This window comes from Endozoicomonas sp. ALB091 (assembly GCF_049310265.1).
In the GTDB taxonomy this organism is placed as follows: Bacteria; Pseudomonadota; Gammaproteobacteria; order Pseudomonadales; family Endozoicomonadaceae; genus Endozoicomonas.
Map to the genome: position 1 here is coordinate 65,975 of NZ_JBLYNQ010000003.1, position 16,342 is coordinate 82,316.

The 16,342-nt window shown below is 47.4% G+C and carries 12 protein-coding genes and 2 pseudogenes; 9 read left to right on the forward strand and 5 right to left on the reverse strand.

Annotation, left to right across the window (positions count from 1 at the left end; all coding sequences use genetic code 11):
• The first annotated feature begins 4 nt into the window (after positions 1-4).
• From ACO6UX_RS03245 to ACO6UX_RS03280, 8 genes and pseudogenes are all read left to right on the forward strand, one after another.
• On the forward strand, positions 5-1,204 hold the full coding sequence (locus ACO6UX_RS03245; RefSeq protein ID WP_422444833.1) for a cytochrome P450: 1,200 nt from the start codon (positions 5-7) through the stop codon (positions 1,202-1,204).
• A 4-nt stretch (positions 1,205-1,208) separates the two neighbouring features.
• Positions 1,209-2,246 (forward strand): hypothetical protein, encoded by a 1,038-nt coding sequence (locus tag ACO6UX_RS03250; RefSeq protein WP_422444835.1) that lies wholly within the window; start codon positions 1,209-1,211, stop codon positions 2,244-2,246.
• Positions 2,247-2,275: 29 nt separating this feature from the next.
• Positions 2,276-3,385, forward strand: a complete 1,110-nt coding sequence (locus tag ACO6UX_RS03255; RefSeq protein WP_422444837.1) for an iron-containing redox enzyme family protein — start codon at positions 2,276-2,278, stop codon at positions 3,383-3,385.
• A 77-nt stretch (positions 3,386-3,462) separates the two neighbouring features.
• Positions 3,463-3,789 carry a hypothetical protein gene (locus ACO6UX_RS03260; RefSeq protein ID WP_422444839.1) on the forward strand — a complete coding sequence of 109 codons (327 nt, stop codon included), beginning with the start codon at positions 3,463-3,465 and terminating at the stop codon, positions 3,787-3,789.
• On the forward strand, positions 3,786-4,682 hold the full coding sequence (locus ACO6UX_RS03265) for a DMT family transporter (RefSeq protein ID WP_422444841.1): 897 nt from the start codon (positions 3,786-3,788) through the stop codon (positions 4,680-4,682). The genes ACO6UX_RS03260 and ACO6UX_RS03265 overlap by 4 nt, the downstream gene beginning before the upstream one ends.
• A gap of 100 nt (positions 4,683-4,782) precedes the next feature.
• Positions 4,783-5,043, forward strand: a pseudogene (locus tag ACO6UX_RS03270) (transposase); the annotation flags it as partial.
• 359 nt (positions 5,044-5,402) lie between these two features.
• Positions 5,403-5,966 (forward strand): annotated as a pseudogene (locus tag ACO6UX_RS03275) (recombinase family protein); the annotation flags it as partial.
• 73 nt (positions 5,967-6,039) lie between these two features.
• Positions 6,040-9,006: a Tn3 family transposase gene (locus ACO6UX_RS03280; protein WP_422444843.1), complete on the forward strand. Its 2,967-nt coding sequence runs from the start codon at positions 6,040-6,042 to the stop codon at positions 9,004-9,006.
• On the opposite strand, the gene ACO6UX_RS03285 is transcribed toward ACO6UX_RS03280, so the two are convergent.
• Both ACO6UX_RS03285 and ACO6UX_RS03290 read right to left on the reverse strand, forming a co-directional pair.
• Positions 8,928-9,404, reverse strand: a complete 477-nt coding sequence (locus ACO6UX_RS03285; protein ID WP_422444845.1) for a hypothetical protein — start codon at positions 9,402-9,404, stop codon at positions 8,928-8,930. The two genes, ACO6UX_RS03280 and ACO6UX_RS03285, sit on opposite strands and share 79 nt — an antisense overlap.
• A 163-nt stretch (positions 9,405-9,567) precedes the next feature.
• The gene (locus ACO6UX_RS03290) at positions 9,568-12,735 is read right to left on the reverse strand and encodes a DUF1601 domain-containing protein (protein ID WP_422444847.1); all 3,168 of its coding nucleotides are present in this window, start codon (positions 12,733-12,735) and stop codon (positions 9,568-9,570) included.
• 247 nt (positions 12,736-12,982) lie between these two features.
• Between ACO6UX_RS03290 and ACO6UX_RS03295 the strand changes: the two genes are divergently transcribed.
• A complete protein-coding gene (locus ACO6UX_RS03295; protein WP_269674327.1) occupies positions 12,983-13,294 on the forward strand; it encodes an RNA recognition motif domain-containing protein in 312 nt (103 codons plus the stop codon).
• Between the two features lie 41 nt (positions 13,295-13,335).
• Here ACO6UX_RS03295 and ACO6UX_RS03300 read toward each other — a convergent pair whose 3' ends face one another.
• The 3 genes from ACO6UX_RS03300 to ACO6UX_RS03310 all read right to left on the reverse strand — a co-directional run bounded on the left by ACO6UX_RS03300 (position 13,336) and on the right by ACO6UX_RS03310 (position 16,328).
• Positions 13,336-13,932: an RING finger domain-containing protein gene (locus ACO6UX_RS03300; RefSeq protein WP_422444849.1), complete on the reverse strand. Its 597-nt coding sequence runs from the start codon at positions 13,930-13,932 to the stop codon at positions 13,336-13,338.
• 47 nt (positions 13,933-13,979) lie between these two features.
• A complete protein-coding gene (locus ACO6UX_RS03305) occupies positions 13,980-14,303 on the reverse strand; it encodes a hypothetical protein (RefSeq protein WP_422444851.1) in 324 nt (107 codons plus the stop codon).
• Between the two features lie 411 nt (positions 14,304-14,714).
• A complete protein-coding gene (locus tag ACO6UX_RS03310) occupies positions 14,715-16,328 on the reverse strand; it encodes an ABC transporter ATP-binding protein (RefSeq protein WP_422444853.1) in 1,614 nt (537 codons plus the stop codon).
• Positions 16,329-16,342: the final 14 nt, after the last annotated feature.

Sequence of the window (16,342 nt, forward strand, 5' to 3'; positions counted from 1 at the left end):
TCCCATGATGTATAACAACAATAAAAAAGACATTGAGTTATTCGATCTGCCAGATTTCCAAGATCAGGATTTTCAGTGCAACCCGTATCCATACTATGCCGCAGCTCGCAAAGAACACCCGGTTTTCTGGTCCCCGCGGCACAGACAGTACTTTGTATTGAGCGCTGACGCATTACACCATGTCATGGTTAAGCGTGATTTCATCGTGGATACACCATTCCGAGCATCCCGCATCCTGTTTGGGCGCACGGTCATGGATGTTGATGGTGAGGAGCATACGCGATTACGTTCTATCATCAATGGCAGTTTTGTTCCCGCTCGTTATGATGACTATGTTGAAAATATTGTTAGACCCGTTATTCAGGAGCAGTTGGCTCCCCTTCGGGCGAAAAATGGCGGAGATTTTATTGGAGAATTTGCTAACCACATTCCCACCAAAGTGATGTCGCAAATCATCGGTATTCCTGTACAAGATTACCGAGAGTTTTTCGAGCTCACTTTACCGATAATTCGATACTTAGACGTAGCAAACCGCGAAACCCTTGTTGCTGCTAAAGCGTCAATGACAATTTTGAAAAAAATGGTCATTACATTATGTGATCAGCAGCGCTCTGAACCCGATAACAGTGTTATCGGCGGTTTGATTCAGGCCCAGCGAGATGGTGCCTCGATTAGTGACGATGAAATTATTCGCCAGATTGGGCTATTGATTCCCGCTGCAATAGATACGACGAATCGGCTGATTGGTAACGCACTGTACTTACTTACCCAAAATCCCGAATGGCAAGCGCGATTGCGTGAACAACATGCTCTACTGCCCGCTTTTGTAGAGGAAGTAATGCGTTTTGAGCCACCGATCCACTCCAGTGTAAGAATCTGCAAAAAATCGGTTTCTGTGCTCGGTGTAGAACTTGAACAAGGAGCCCTGCTGAATATCAACTTTGCTGCGGCTAACCGGGATGAAAGTCGATTTGATAATCCAAACGAGTTCAATCCGCTACGAGCCAATGTGAAAAGACATTTCAGTTTTGGCGGCGGGAAACATCAGTGCATGGGTCGTCTTCTGGCTACCCGCGAAGTCATCGAGGTGCTTCAGGCAGTTCTGGCCGATGCGCGCCAACTTACATTTGCATCGGGCTACTCACCAGCCATCGAAGGTGTGGCGTTCCGCTCACCTGCACAATTACATTTACAGTGGAAGTAACGGTATGATCGCCACGAAAGAAATCACACAGCATAAAAGCCGCATCACAGGGAAATCTTGGCAAACGTTGAACAGCGTTTACTATGATTGTCACGTCGTTTCTCTGGCTCAGATATTACCTAAAGAACTGTACTATCCGTGGTTGACTCTGACTGCATTGCCTTTCATTGAATCTCAATGGCGTGGTTTAAGTTGTCGCAATGCTCTGGACTCGGAGCACAAGCGGGATGAGGTGCTGTTTGATCAGATGGGTCTTTCTAAGCAACTCGTTCCGATCACTGGGGATTTGGAACAACAAATTCGATCTACGGTAGAAGAGCAGGGATACTGTATCTGCCGTGTTGATAGCTACTATCACGAGCATTTTGATGAGTTTTACCTCAAGGAACACCGTACTAATGGTCACAAAGTAACAGTGATCGATTGGGACGACGAATATTATTACGGCATTGATAACTTGGGTATTAAAACTTTGGTCATGGCTTTTCGCCGTGACTGGTTTATTGAAAGTATCCGTTCAAACCTGTTCCATGTCTATGAGAAAGAGGACACATTTTATTACCTGCCGGATGACAGTATTACGTCGGCAATGACGCTGTTATCCAACCATCAAACGAGAGTGGTAAACGCCATTACTCATTGGGCCACACATCGAAAAGCGAATGCGGATGCATTTGATACGTATTTTTCACAGTTTTCAGACGATCTTGAAGCAGGCATGCCGCGCACTTATGCCCAAGTACATAATTCTTACACAACGGCCTTAATGATAGAAACTGCTTACACGGCAATTTTGGAAAGTTGGGAATATGATCCAATGCCATGGCAACGGGTGTTGCCTGATTCCCAAGAGGTGTTCGAAGCACTGTCTATCTGTGTAAAAGCTTGGCGAATGTTCAAGATGCAATGTAAAAGCCGTGATGTCAGTGTTGCTGTCTCGGACAAGCAATTGCTCACCATATTGAATCAAGTGGTTGAGAGAGAAAATCAGCTTTCAGCCTTAGTACAGCAATCTATAAAAACACTCACAGAGCTTGTTTAACCCTCTAATTAAATTGGAATTAATTGAGAATGTACACGCAGACCGAATACATGATCTCCCAATTGGCTAAATGCCCACTGGATGAATGGTTAGCAGAACTGCTAAAGCAGCCTGAGCAAGTATGGCAGAGCTTGCATGCCAATTTTGGCTTCCGCCATCAACTTTATGCGTATGGTAAACAACTGTGTGATATTGCACAAAAACTTCAAAACCCAGACGACGCTGAATCGAAACAGGCAGCGTTGACCGAGATTCACCGAACGCTTGAGCTGATATATAACCAAGACTTTGTCGTTCCTAGCTACGAAAACCTGAACACCGATACACAGCCGCTAATTCGTGATTTGGCAGCGCAACTTGAAGCCGCAATGCTCTCGGCAGAGCATACGCTGATAGATTTAGAGCTGATCAACGCGTACCCAAAAAACGGTGCTGAATACGTAAAGTGGTTGCAACGTTTGATCAGTCAGCATCCCTCTAGTGTTCACTCAGTATACAATGAGTACCTTTCTAACCATGCCGGACCGGATGAGCTTGCCTACTATTTTGCTCAAGAGACGACGCTAGACCCCCGATTTGATGACATTCTTGCGTTGATGCAAATTGGAAATCAGGTGGATGTAAAGCTAGAAATTGCTCAAAACTACTGGGATGAGATGGGTAATGGTAACCTTCACGAAGTCCACAGTCGCTTGTTCGCGCAAGCCTTGAACGATTTATCTATCACACCGAGTTATGTTCGTGAGCATATTCTGCCAGGTGCCCGAATCTCGGGTAATTTATCGGCTTGCTTAGCGCTGTCTCGGCGGCACTACTATAAAGCAATTGGTTATTTTGGGGTGACAGAGTACCTTGCTCCGCGTCGATTCAAGCACGTCGTTAAAGCTTGGAAGCGGAACGGTTTGCCGGAAGTCGGTATTGTCTATCACGAGTTACATATCGGCATTGACACCGTCCACGCGAAAGCTTGGCTTAATAAAGTTATTGCCCCACTTATCGACCGTGACCCGCGGTTAGGTAGAGAAATAGCGCTTGGCGCGCTTATTCGGATGAACAGCTCACAGCGATATCTGGATCAGTTGCTTGAAAAGTTTGATACCAAAGGCATTCCCCGCCACATCGGTCAGGCGACAGCCTAGATTACCGTTGAATGATGTTGGCGGGCTTTACAAGTCGGCTGAGACTTCGTCGTTTTTATTAGTCTTAAGGAGTAAGCATGAAACCTATTCATATCGCGTTGGCAGTCACCGAGCTTAATGCATCCATTGCTGAATATACTCATCGTTTAGGCGTAGAGCCAGTATGTGTTGTTCCGGGAAGGTACGCCTTGTGGCGGACTGCACAATTGAATTTCTCTATCAATGAAAAGCCTGAGATAGCGGGGCAGTTACGGCACCTTGGTTTTGAGGATCCCAACGCGCCAAACCTGACAGAATCACACGACTGCAATGGCATTATGTGGGAAAGATTTACCGCCGAGCAGCAACGTGACGAAATCTTTTCCTATTGGCCTAATGCAGACTATCCGGAATCGAAGCTATGAGTCTCTCGCAGATCTTTGGGAATAGGTTGGCGGCGTCAACCACTGTGTTAGCAGTGTTAAGTGGTTTGGCGGTAATGCTTATCTGGTCGGGGTGGATTGTGTTTTCCAGATTAGGTTTGCAATCAACGCTGACAGCCTCCGATATGACGCTGTTGCGGTTTGGAACAGCTGCGCTGTGCACGCTGCCACTGGCGATCAGGTACCCATGGAAACGCGTAAAAATGTACCGCGTGCTAATAGTGGGCTTGGGGTGTGGATTTCCTTATACCTTACTAAGCTTCTATGGCTTAGCATTGAATCCCGCAGCTTATGCAGGTGTGATCGTTAACGGTTCTTTGCCTATTGTAAGCGGCATTCTTTGTTGGATATTACTGAAAGAAAAGCCCTCGCTGGCTATGGCTGTTACAGTTGTCTTGCTGGCGATTGCAAACGCTCTACTGTGGTACAACACACATGAAACTGAGTTTTATGCAGGTGGTGTTGTTTTGCTGTTTAGTGCAGCATGGGTTTTAGCAATTTATATGTTGGCGGTAAAAGTCTGGAAAGTGGCGTTGAGTGATATTATTGTGTGGGTACCTTGGTCGAACACGCTACTGTTTATTCCGCTATGGGTATTCATGCCCTCGCAATTAATTCACGCGAGCATTGGCGAAATTGGGTTTCAAATGCTTTATCAGGGTGTTGTTGTCAGTTTGGGAGGGCTACTGCTTTTTTCATATGCGATAAAAGTGCTTGGGCCGATGACAAGCAGTCTGTTTATGGCATTCGTGCCGGTGGTGACGGCAATATTGGCTATCCCTATTCTTGGCGAGTTACCCGTAGGGATGCAATGGGGAGGCGTGATATTGTGCTCTGTTGCACTGTTGGGACATCAGTTTAAATGGTTCACCTGAAATTCCCGCTGACCACTTATGCATGTTGACTCAATAGTGATGTTAAGCAGTAGTTATGGACACCTTCATAAGAGACTAAAATCACTCTGTGAGGTGACCAATGAATACCAAGAAAAAAAGAAAATTTCATTTTCCTGAATTCAAAGCTGAAGCATTGAAACTGGCTGAGAAAACAGGTGCGCCCTTTGCTGCAAAAGAGCTTGGCCTGAAAGAATCTCAACTTTATACATGGCGTACCGCTGCCAACCGCAAAAAGACAGTCAGTGAACGAGAGTCTGCATTAGCTACCGAAATCAAGCGGCAGTTAGCTGAGCAAGCAGAGGAGCTTGAAATCCTAAAAACTCCCAACGGGATTCATCTCTTCCCTGTGAAATAGAAACTCTTTGAACAGCTACACTGCTTTTTACGCTGAAGGGAGCGGCCGTCCGCCTATTGGTGGTCTACCTCGTGCGTATTCTGGTAACAATGAACACTCATTCTGGAGTATCGGGTTTTGGCCTGCAAATTGCTAATTAAAAGGGGGGCGCAAACCCCCATAAAGCACCATTTGAATCTCCTTTATGGGTTAGTTCATTTTAACGGTCGTTTTTTCAGACTGCGGTACGGAGGTTCGACCAACCTCTGTACCTCCCGCCAAATCGTGCATTTTTGCCGTCTAACTTTTTATCGTCTACTTTTCTTCTGTAGTGTTGAGAACAGCAGACGACTTTGACCGAAAACATGAAAATTGGGTACGCTCGTGTTAGTACTTCAGATCAGAATCTGAACTCACAAATTGATGCGCTGAGAAAAGCTGGTTGCCAGAAAATTTTTCAGGATGTGGCCAGTGGAGCAAAATCAGACAGACCTGGTCTTGAAGATCTTATGAAAGCAATCCGACCTGGTGACATGCTGGTCATTTGCAAACTGGATCGCTTGGGACGATCACTTCAACATCTTGTATCTCTGGCCAGCGAATTGATTGAGCAAAAAATCGGCCTGATTAGCCTCAATGACCCCGTGGATACTTCAACGCCACAGGGAAGGTTAAGCTTTAATCTCTTTGCGGCACTGGCTGAATTTGAACGAGAGATCATCAGGGAGCGTACCCGCATAGGCCTGGAGTCTGCAAGGCTGCGCGGTCGCAGAGGGGGGCGGCCTAAGGGGCTACCCGAGCGGGCACAGAAAATCGCCTGCGCTGCTGAGACCTTATATAAAGAAGGTCAATTAACCGTTGATGAAATTGCTTCCCATCTGGGCATTTGCAAGTCAACACTTTACTCCTACCTGCGCTACAGGGGAGTCCCCATGGCTGGAAAAGTTGACTGACTGAAGGGAACATGTTCAGTCCGAGCATTAATAATAAGACGAAGTATCAATGGTTGCAGTTCATGAAACCGCCTATCCCCGGTTGCGTTCGAGAACGACCTTCAAAGACTTGGAGGGATCTATTTGGGAACCCGCTCCGGACGAACTGAAATGGGTTAAGCAGGTCGTTACCAAGCCTCTGCACCGACATGTATTGTTGATCCATCTTAAAATGTTCCAGCACCTGGGCTATCACGTTGCCTTCAAAGATATACCTGCCGGTTTTATACAATATTACGGTAAGAAATTGCGGCATCGATCTACCGTTGAATCCGTCCGACGCGACGCCCACAGCTCTCGTCGGTCGTTTTACATCGAGCAGATAAGGCAGCATTTGGGCGTAAGGCCATTTGATACAGATCTGGCAGAACAAGCTATGGCAGTATCGGCTGAAACGCGCCACTATCAACAGGATATGATTAATGAAGTCATTGAGCTTCTGTTAAAAGACCGATGTGAACTCCCAGGGTTTTCAACCTTAAACAAAATGGCAGTCAGTGCCCGACACGAGTTCAACAGTAACCTTTACTCAAGCTATTGGCAGAAGCTTTCAACGGAAAGTAAAAAGCAGCTATCCGAATTGTTGGAGCAGGAACCATGGGATCGACTGAAGCCCATCAACAAAAAAGTGAGTCGCAACAATGCTTCCGTGCACCTCAACCAGTTGCAATGGTACCAAAATATTCGTAAAAATCTTCCGAACCTGCCGGAAATGACACCTGAAAAATGCCGGGCACTGGAACTTGAAGCGTGTGCCCAGGATCGATCCGAAATGGAAAGTATAAAATCGGAGAAACAGGCTCTACTTCTTGCTTTGTTATTGCGCTATCGACACGCTCAGGTACTCGACGACATTGCCAGTATTTTTTTGAAATTGCTTCGGAGTATTCATAACAGGGCACAGACCAAACTGCAGGAGTGGCAGAAAGGCAAGACGAAGCAACAGGAAAAACTCATTGCCCAGCTAAAGTCGGTCAGTCAGGCTTACCAGCAGGAAAGCACAAGCTCAGACCCTACTCTTGAATCCATTGGCCAGGCCCTGAAAAACAAACCTCAGGAAGTCATCAAAGCTTGCAATGAACTGCTGGAATACTCTGATGGCAATTACCTGCCTTTCACCATTCCTTCCTACAGATACCATCGGTCCAGTCTGCTTACCGCAATGTCGTTATTCACTTTGAGGACGGCCTGTAATGACTATCGGCTGATACAGGCATGGCATTTTATCAAAAAGCACCAGAAGTCACGCAAAACCTGGCTGGATGTGAGTGATACTCAAATCAGTTGGGACTGGATACCAGCCAGAAAGTGGTGGAAGCTGGTGACCGGCACTGATAAAAAGACAAAACAAATCGTAAAGGTTCATCGGCTTTATCTTGAGTTATGCCTTCTGACTCTGGTTGCTGAGGGACTGCAATGTGCTGATCTCTTTATTGAAAACAGTACCGAATTCAGTGACCGGCGTCTGCAGCTAATCAGCGATGAGGAGTATCGGGACGGCGAGGCTGACTACTGCGATATGGTCGGTTTCCCTGCTGATAAAGTTGCCTTCTGTCAGGATTTGAGGCAGCGCCTGAAAGCTGTATGTCAAAAGACGGATATGGCTTTTCCAAGTAATACTCAGGCAAAGATAAAGGATGGCGAACTGGTCATCTCTCCTATTCGTGCCGAAGAGAAACCCGCTGAACTGGAAGTTCTTGAGACTCTGATTCAAGAACGAACACCGTCAATCAATATTCTTGATTTACTGACCGAAACAAAGCTGTGGCTCAATTTAAGTAGGCACTGGCGACCGCTATCAGGGCAGCAAAGCCGCATCGACAACCTTGAGGAACGCTTTGTACTGGCTCTACTCTGCTATGGCTGCAACCTGGGATCGGCCCAATTATCACGATCCGTCAAAGGAGTCAGCCGCAAACAGATTGCCCGCATGAACCTGAAATACAGCTCAGAAGAAGGCCTGAGCCAATGTATTAAAGAGGTGATTAATGCCTACAACAAATTTTCTTTACCCGGTTACTGGGGAACAGGAAAGAGTGCCTCAGCGGATGGTACAAAGTGGGATCTTTATGAAAATAATCTGCTATCAGAATACCATGTTCGCTATGGGGGATACGGCGGCATCGGCTATTACCATGTCTCTGATACCTACATAGCTCTGTTTAGCCGTTTCATCCCCTGTGGAGTCTATGAAGCGATTTATATACTGGATGCCCTTTTGGAGAACCAGTCAGATATACAACCAGACACATTACATGCCGATACCCATGGGCAAAGCCTTGCAGTATTTGGTTTGGCACATCTGCTGGGTATAAAGCTGATGCCTCGCATCAAAAACATAAAAAGGCTGATATTTTATCGCCCTGAAACTGGGCTAAAGATTGATAATATTGGTCCTTTGTTCCGGGAAACTCTGAAATGGGAACGGATCGAGGCTTGCTGGGAGGATATGCTGCGAATTGCCATGTCCATCAAAGCCGGGAAGATCTCAGCATCGACCATCATCAAGCGGCTCAACAGCAAAAGCCGAAAAAACTCTGTGTATTATGGGTTCAGAGAACTGGGTCGGGCAGTAAGAACACTTTTCCTTCTGGAATACATTCAGGACACGGGAATGCGGAGAATGATTAACGCCGCAACCAACAAAAGCGAAAAGTTCAATGACTTCTCTGCCTTGCTGTTCTTTGGCAACAAAGGCGTCATAAGGGAGAATGACCGGAGCCAACAGGACAAAATTATCAAGTACAATCACCTGACTGCCAATATGGTCATACTTCACACAGTCGAAACTCTGAGTCGCACATTGACTGAGTTACGAAAAGAAGGGCATGAAATCACGGATGAAATGCTGAGCCACCTCTCACCGTACCGTGACCATCATATTAATCTTCTGGGGGATTACCGGCTGGACCTGAAGAAAAAGGTACGACCGTTAGAATTTGATATTTTTCCTAATAAAAACAAGATGGTTACGTGATTTTTATGAAGATTTGTCACGGTTACGGGCCACGTACCGACTGGGATTTCAATGACCTCTAATCCTGCTTTTTTCAGCAGAGTCGATCCATTCCTGGTTTTGTAATCACCACTCACGTAATGAGACGGTCCCTGAATTTCAATCACCATGTTGTGATCTGGCAGTAACAGGTCAACCGGAGGTAATGAATTCAGACACTTTCCTTCTTCAATCTTCAAAGAGGGAATGGGTGATTGGAGTTGATTCCGGAACCCGGCTTGAGGTTTTGACCTGGTTGTCTGGTAATGGAGGACGAACGGGCAAGGTCTCCCAAGCCATCTGGCGGCCATGGCAATGACGGATTGATCCTCTTCATTATCCGGAGATGTATTTTGCAGGCGATGAAACAGGTCATCCATGGGTTTATGAGGGGTAAAAACACCTGCTGAAGTCAATGAATGAAATGTTGTCGTCAGGCTTCGCCAACTCCAACGCCGTGTTGCGGTAAAATTTTTCAGCAGACATATCAGCTGGCTTTGTTCAGTTCGATTTAACGGTCTTTTAGACGCTGACGTGTATTTTTTAATTGAATTGGTATACTGGTTGTTTTTTCTTTTTACTTTCTGGGTGGTCTCTTTGCTCTTGTGAATTTTCTTCGGCGGTTAAGTAGCAGTAATCTGAGGGGTGCCAATCTTTATCGGCAGCAACGTATGCGTTATCTGTCCACCCTCTTTTAAGTGATACAGCGTCATGCCCGTGTACCGGGATGTGTATTCTGGACTTTATTTGTTCAATACGTCGTTTTATTAACCTTTTGTCCAAAAGCTCGTTAACCGGGATTTCAATAACCTCAAATCCTGCTTTTTGCAGCAGCGCAATTTTCAGCAGAGTCGAACCATTCCTGGTTTTGAAATCACCACTTACGTAATGAGCCGGTCCCTGAATTTCGATAACCATGTTGTGATCTGGCAGTAAGAGATCAACCGGAGGTAATGAGTTCAGACACTTTTCTTCTTCAATCTTCAAAGAGGGAATGGATGATTTGAGTTTATCGCGGAACTCGGCTTGAGGTCTTGACCTGGTTGTCTGGTAATCGAGGACGAACGGGCAGGGTTTCCCGAGCCACTTGGCGGCCATGGAAATGATGGTTTGATCCTCTTCATCATCCGGGGATGTATTTTCCAGACGAGAAAACAGGACAGCCAGATGTTTTTCAAGCACATCTTGTTTATTGACACTGGCCACCAAAGATAATCTGGCACAGGACACCATTACTCCCCAGAGAGATATCAATATCCCTTGCTGAGAGAGCGTCGGGTTGTTACTGATTCTCTGGACAAGAGATTCAAACGTAGAGGTAAACACGTTCAGCTCGATAAGCTCACCCAGTTTTGCCATGGCCCACAGCAGGTTGGCAATATGCATGGGAATAAATTGATCTTTCTGTTGGTTTACATAGGGTATCAGCGTGACCACGGCCTCTGTGAGCACTGATCTCGGCTCCTGTTTGTTGTCCACCAGTTTTGCCATGGCCCACAGCAGGTTGGCAATACCCAGTGGGTGAAGGTTAGCCTTTTGTGCGATCACGCAGGTCAACAGCGCGGCCACGGCTTCGTTGAACTCTGGTGTCTGCTCCTGCCTGTTGTCCAAAAGTTTGGCCATTGCCCACAGCAGGTTGGCGATATGCTGAGCTGTAAATTGGTCTTTCTGTGCGTTCACATGGGGCAACAGCACGGCCACGGCCTCATTGAGCTCTGGTGTCCGCTCCTGCCCGTTGTCCAACAGTTTCGCCATGGACCACAGCAGGTTGGCAATATGCTGAGGAATAAATTGGTCTTTCTGTGTGTTCACATGGGGCAACAGCACGGCCACGGCCTCGTTGAGTTCTGGTGTCCGCTCTTGCCCACTGCCGACCAGTTTCGCCATGGCCCACAACAGGTTGGCTATACCCTGGGCATTAAATTGATCTTTCTGTGCGTTCACGTGTGGCAACAGCGCGGCCAGGGCCTCGTTGAACACTGGTGTCAGCTCCAGCCCGTTGTCCAACAGTTTCGCCATGGCCCACAGCAGGTTGGTGATCCCCTGTGTTTTAAAGTGAGCTTTATGTGTGTTCACGTGGGGCAACAGCCTGGCCAAGGCCGCGTTGAGCCCTGGTGTCTGTTCCAGGCCGTTATCCACTAATTTTGCCAAGGCCCACAGCAGGTTGCTGATACCCTGGGCATTAAGTTGGTCTTTCTGAGCGTTTACGCAGGGCAAAAGTGCGGCCACCGTCTTTTTGAGTTCTGGTGTCTGCTCGTGGCCGTTGTCAACGAGTTTCGCCATGGCCCACAGCAGGTTGCTGATACCATGGGCATTGAATTGGTCTTTCTGTGCGTTCACGCAGGGCAACAGCGCGGCTAAGGTTTCTCTGAGCCTTGGCGACTGCTCCAGCCCATAGTCCAGCAGTTTCACCATGGCCCAGAGCAGACAGGCGACCTGGTTAGGAGTAAATTGGTCTTTCTGTGTGTTCACGAAAGGCAACAGCACGGCCACGGCCTGGTTGAGCTCTGGTTTCCGCTCCGGTCCGTTGTCCATCAGTTTCGCCATGACCCACAGTAGTATGGCGATTTCCTGGGTTTTAAAGTTGGCTTTCTGTGCGTTCACGTGGGGCAACAGAACGTCCACGGCCTCTATGAGGCCTGATGATTGCTCCAGCCCGTTGTCCACCAGTTTCGCCATGGCCCACAGCAGGTTGGCGATGTTCTGAGGAATAAATTGGTCTTTCTGTGCGTTCACCTGTGGCAACAGCTTGGCTACGGACTTTTTGAGTCGTGGTGATTGCTCCAGCCCGTTGTCCACCAGTTTTGCCATGGCCCACAACAGGTTGGCGATATGCTGAGGAATAAATTGGTCTTTCTGTTCGCTCACCTGAGGCAACAGCGCGGTTACGGCCTCTTTCAGCCCTGGTACCCACTCCAGGCCGTTGTCCCCCAGTTTCGCCATGGCCCATAGCAGGTTGGCGATTTCCTGTGGTTTAAATTGAGCTGTCTGTGCTTTCACGTGGGGCAATAGCGCAGCCGCGGCCTCTTTGAGCCCTGGTGTTCGTCCCTGCCCATTGTCCACCAGTTTTGCCATGGCCCACAGCAGGTTGGCGATTTCCTGGGTATCAATATCCCCGGATTCAGGTTGCAGATTGCAGTTAAATTTTATTGCATCAAATAGCGTTGACAATATGTTGGCTTGAGTAAGTTTAATACGTTCATCCATGGGGTTATGAAGGGTAAAAACACCGGCTGAAGTGAATGAATGAAGCGTTGTTGTCAGGCTTCGCCAATTCCAACTCCGGGTTGCGATAAAATTTTGCAGCAAACGTATCAGCTGGCTTTGTTCCGCTCGATTTAACGGTCTTTTAGCAGCTAACGTGTATTTTTTTATTGAACTGGCATATTGACCGTGATTTCTCCCATCATAGCGGTGACCGAAACGATTCGATTTACTCAACAGACCAGCCATTCTTTCCTGTTTGATGAGGTCATTGAAATCTTGAACAGGGTCTACTGAACGGCACTGCAGGTGTTGAGAAGGGCATACGGCAGAAGAACGGTAATATTTATGACGCCACGGTTTAGTGCGCGGGGTACTATCCCTCTGGCTGACCGTGGCATGTCTATACCGACCACGCCTTAAAGAAGCGGCATGGTCATCCGGTTGTCTGTAATCATTATCTGGTCTTGCGTATCTACCACTGATACCAGCAGAGCTTCTGTCCATAATTATATTTCATTAATTCATGAGAATATAAAAAAGCAGACTGCTGTTCTGTTCATAAGTTCATTTTAGTGAAATGTCTATAATTCCTGAATCCGTTAATGATCAACATGAATCTGCCGATAAGCAAGTGGACAACAACAGTGTGATATGACAATCTGATGATTGTTACATTTTGTTGATCTTGATGTTGATACTGCTTTTCTACGCAAGGACTTGCGTTCAACCTAGAGAAAAACCAGAGTTTTCCATGCAAAAAAGGACTTTATACATTGGTAACCTGGCGTATACCGCCGTTGAAGAAGACCTTGAACAGGCTTTCGAATCATTTGGTGTCATTGAAGATATCAAACTGATGAGGGATCGGGAGACTGGGCGCTCAAGGGGCTTTGCATTCATCACCTTTGAAAAAGAAACGGAAGCTGAAGCCGCCAGAACTATGGATGGCAAAGAAGTAGCCGGGCGGCCATTAAGAGTAAATGACGCTCGACAGAAGGAATCTGGTCAGCGAGATTCAGCCAAAAGACAACCAAGGTCTTTTAATAACAACTTTAACCGCTAAAGGTTTAATCTGAAAGTGCTTTAAGCTTTGCGGAAATGTGCTCACTTTTTTGCGCAATATGCTATACCAGTTGCGACACATCCTAGGGCAGCCCCCCAGATACAAACCGCAGCAGCAGAAGGAAACATTGCGTGATAAGGATAAGGAGCGGCGGCAGCTCGAGCTTGATCAACCATAGCCACCGTACAAGCCCCGGCAGCAGCCCCGGCGGCTGTGGCATAACGTAGGGGAACACCAGCAACAGCTGCAAGAGTCCCGATAGTAGCAGTGGGAAAAAACGTAGCAACCGCCGCAGCAGTGGCAACAACCTGGGACGGTTTAAAAAAACCATCACGAATTACGTTAAGGGCAGTGCCGATACCGGAGATGCTGAAATAATACAGAGCAGTTTTGCCAAAGATTGGGATAGCTTTTATCAAAATATTTACTGCCCGGTCATACAATGGGATACATTTTATCCGTTTTACTTCATCATCAGTTAATTGTTTTGTACATAACAGACAGTTCTTTTGGCCAGAACTTTCAATCCATCCCTGCATGCATGATCTACCAAAGGCATGTCCGCATGTTAGTTTGAAGGGGCTGCATTTTTCAGAATCATAACATATTAAACATGCAACATCGTCAACAGCATCCATATGAAAGCCTCACAGTTTCATCCTCAAATGCTGACATCTTTATCTGGTCACTCTCTTTCCTCATACGCCAAATGAGCCAGGGCAGCTCCCATGGCAGCCCCCCCGAGACAAACCGCAGTATCAGAAAGATTGAGCACGCCACAAGCAGCTGCAGTATGATTAAACGCAACCCCACCACAAGCCCCGGCAGCAGCCCCGGCAGCAGTAACAAAACCTATGGGGGCATCAGCAGCAGCCCCGAGAGCCCCGATAGCAGCCACAGGAATAAACACGGCAGTATTTGCAGCAATTGCAATCAATGAGGCAGGATTCAAGGACCCGTTAAGAACCACGCCAGCGGCAAAGCCTGCGTACAAACTACCGAGATACATTGAAGCAGTTCTGCCAAAGATTGGGATAGCTTTTATCGAAATATTTACCACTCGGTCATACAACGGGATATAGTTTATCTGTTCTACTTCATCATCAGTTAATTGTCTTGTACATATCAGGCAGTTTCTCTGGCCAGAACTTGCCATCCATCTCTGCATGCACGATCTGCCAAAAGTATGTCTACACGTTAGTTTGAAGGGGCTGCATTGTGCTGAATCGTGACAGATTAAACAGTCAACGCCGTCTGTAACACCCATATAAAAAAACTCACTGTTTCAATTTCTGACATCTGGTATTGTATCTGCTGACATCTGTATCTGGTTTTGGTTCCCTATGGGGACCGGGAACTATGAAGAGTACTCTTAAGGGGGTCCGCCTAAAATTCGGCCAATAAACAGGGAAGTCTATTCTCAGTCAGCCTCCTGAGCGCTTTTCTGTGATTCAAAAGCAGCACTGATTAACTCTCGTGTATAGGCTTCTACAGGCTGGTTAAAAATCTGTCGGGTAGTTCCCTGTTCGACAATCTTTCCCCCCTGCATCACGACAATTCGATGACTCATGGCTTTCACCACCGCCAGGTCGTGGCTGATAAAAATGTAACTGAGGTGGTATTTTTTCTGCAGGTTGCGCAGTAAATCGATGATCTGGGATTGAACGGTTCTGTCCAGCGCAGACGTTGGCTCGTCCAGCACCATCAGTCTGGGTTTCAGCACCAGAGCCCTGGCAATGGAGATACGCTGGCGCTGGCCGCCGGAAAACTCATGTGGGTAACGGTGACGATACTCCGGGTCAAGGCCCACATCCTCCAAGGCAGCGATGATCTGTTCATCACGATTGGCTTCAGTGGCCAGTTTATGAATATCAAGGCCTTCACCAACAATATCAGCAACCGTCATGCGTGGGCTGAGACTGCCAAAGGGATCCTGAAACACGATCTGCATTTCCCGTCGCAGTGGCCGGAACTGGTCCTGGTTCATCGTGTCGATACGGGTATCTTCAAACCTGATCAGGCCCTCTGACGTCTGCAGTTTCAACAGGGCCATGCCCAGGGTTGTTTTACCGGAACCGGACTCACCAACAATACCCAGGGTTTCGCCCTGGTGAATGGTGAGCGATAAATCAGTGACTGCCTTAACATGGCCTACGGTTTTTTTGAAAAAGCCTTTTTTGATCGGGAACCAGACTTTGATCTTTTCACCAGTGACCAGCGGCGTGGGGTGTTCGTTCAGTGGTTCAGGTTCTCCGTCAGGTTCGGCATTGAGCAGGTCGATGGTGTAGGGGTGTTGGGGCGCTGTGAACACGGATTCGGTGACGCCCTGCTCAACAATGTCACCGTTTTTCATCACGCAGATTCGATCCGACACATGGCGTATCAGATTAAGGTCGTGACTGATAAACAGAATGGCCATACCCAGTTTCTGCTGAAGGTCCGCCAGCAGACTGAGAATTTGTCGTTGCACGGTTACATCCAGGGCGGTGGTTGGTTCATCGGCAATCAGGAGTGTTGGTTCACAGGCGAGGGCCATGGCAATCATGGCCCGTTGTCGCTGTCCACCGGACAGCTCATGGGGATAGGCCTTTAAACGGTTCCTGGCATCACGGATACCCACCAGTTCCAGCAGTTCCAGTGTCTTAGCCGTTGCTTCTGAGTTTTGCAGGCCAAGGTGTATAGCCAGTACTTCGCCTATCTGCTTTTCGATGGTATGCAGTGGATTGAGCGCTGTCATCGGCTCCTGAAAGATCATACTGATCTTATGGCCACGAATTTTGCGCATTTGTGATTTGGACAAATCCAGCAGGGCCTCATCGGCAAACGCTATTGCACCAGAGCAATGGGCGTTTTCGGGAAGCAGTTGCAGGATGCTCAGGGCAGTGATGGACTTGCCGGATCCGGACTCTCCAACCAGGCCAACGGTTTCTCCGGCATTGACAGAGAACGACACACCTTTAACGGCTTCAACACGGTGCTCACCCTGTTGAAAACCAATCCGGAGATTGTTAATGGCCAATAATGGCTTATCCATAAATGTTCGGTTCT

What these genes read in the sequence shown, in the direction of transcription:
- ACO6UX_RS03245 (WP_422444833.1), top strand. Translation starts at nt 5, where the DNA reads ATGATGTATAACAACAATAAAAAAGACATTGAGTTATTCGATCTGCCA.
- ACO6UX_RS03250 (WP_422444835.1), top strand. Translation starts at nt 1,209, where the DNA reads ATGATCGCCACGAAAGAAATCACACAGCATAAAAGCCGCATCACAGGG.
- ACO6UX_RS03255 (WP_422444837.1), top strand. Translation starts at nt 2,276, where the DNA reads ATGTACACGCAGACCGAATACATGATCTCCCAATTGGCTAAATGCCCA.
- ACO6UX_RS03260 (WP_422444839.1), top strand. Translation starts at nt 3,463, where the DNA reads ATGAAACCTATTCATATCGCGTTGGCAGTCACCGAGCTTAATGCATCC.
- ACO6UX_RS03265 (WP_422444841.1), top strand. Translation starts at nt 3,786, where the DNA reads ATGAGTCTCTCGCAGATCTTTGGGAATAGGTTGGCGGCGTCAACCACT.
- ACO6UX_RS03280 (WP_422444843.1), top strand. Translation starts at nt 6,040, where the DNA reads ATGGTTGCAGTTCATGAAACCGCCTATCCCCGGTTGCGTTCGAGAACG.
- ACO6UX_RS03285 (WP_422444845.1), bottom strand. Translation starts at nt 9,404, where the DNA reads ATGGATGACCTGTTTCATCGCCTGCAAAATACATCTCCGGATAATGAA.
- ACO6UX_RS03290 (WP_422444847.1), bottom strand. Translation starts at nt 12,735, where the DNA reads ATGGACAGAAGCTCTGCTGGTATCAGTGGTAGATACGCAAGACCAGAT.
- ACO6UX_RS03295 (WP_269674327.1), top strand. Translation starts at nt 12,983, where the DNA reads ATGCAAAAAAGGACTTTATACATTGGTAACCTGGCGTATACCGCCGTT.
- ACO6UX_RS03300 (WP_422444849.1), bottom strand. Translation starts at nt 13,932, where the DNA reads ATGGATGCTGTTGACGATGTTGCATGTTTAATATGTTATGATTCTGAA.
- ACO6UX_RS03305 (WP_422444851.1), bottom strand. Translation starts at nt 14,303, where the DNA reads ATGTATCTCGGTAGTTTGTACGCAGGCTTTGCCGCTGGCGTGGTTCTT.
- ACO6UX_RS03310 (WP_422444853.1), bottom strand. Translation starts at nt 16,328, where the DNA reads ATGGATAAGCCATTATTGGCCATTAACAATCTCCGGATTGGTTTTCAA.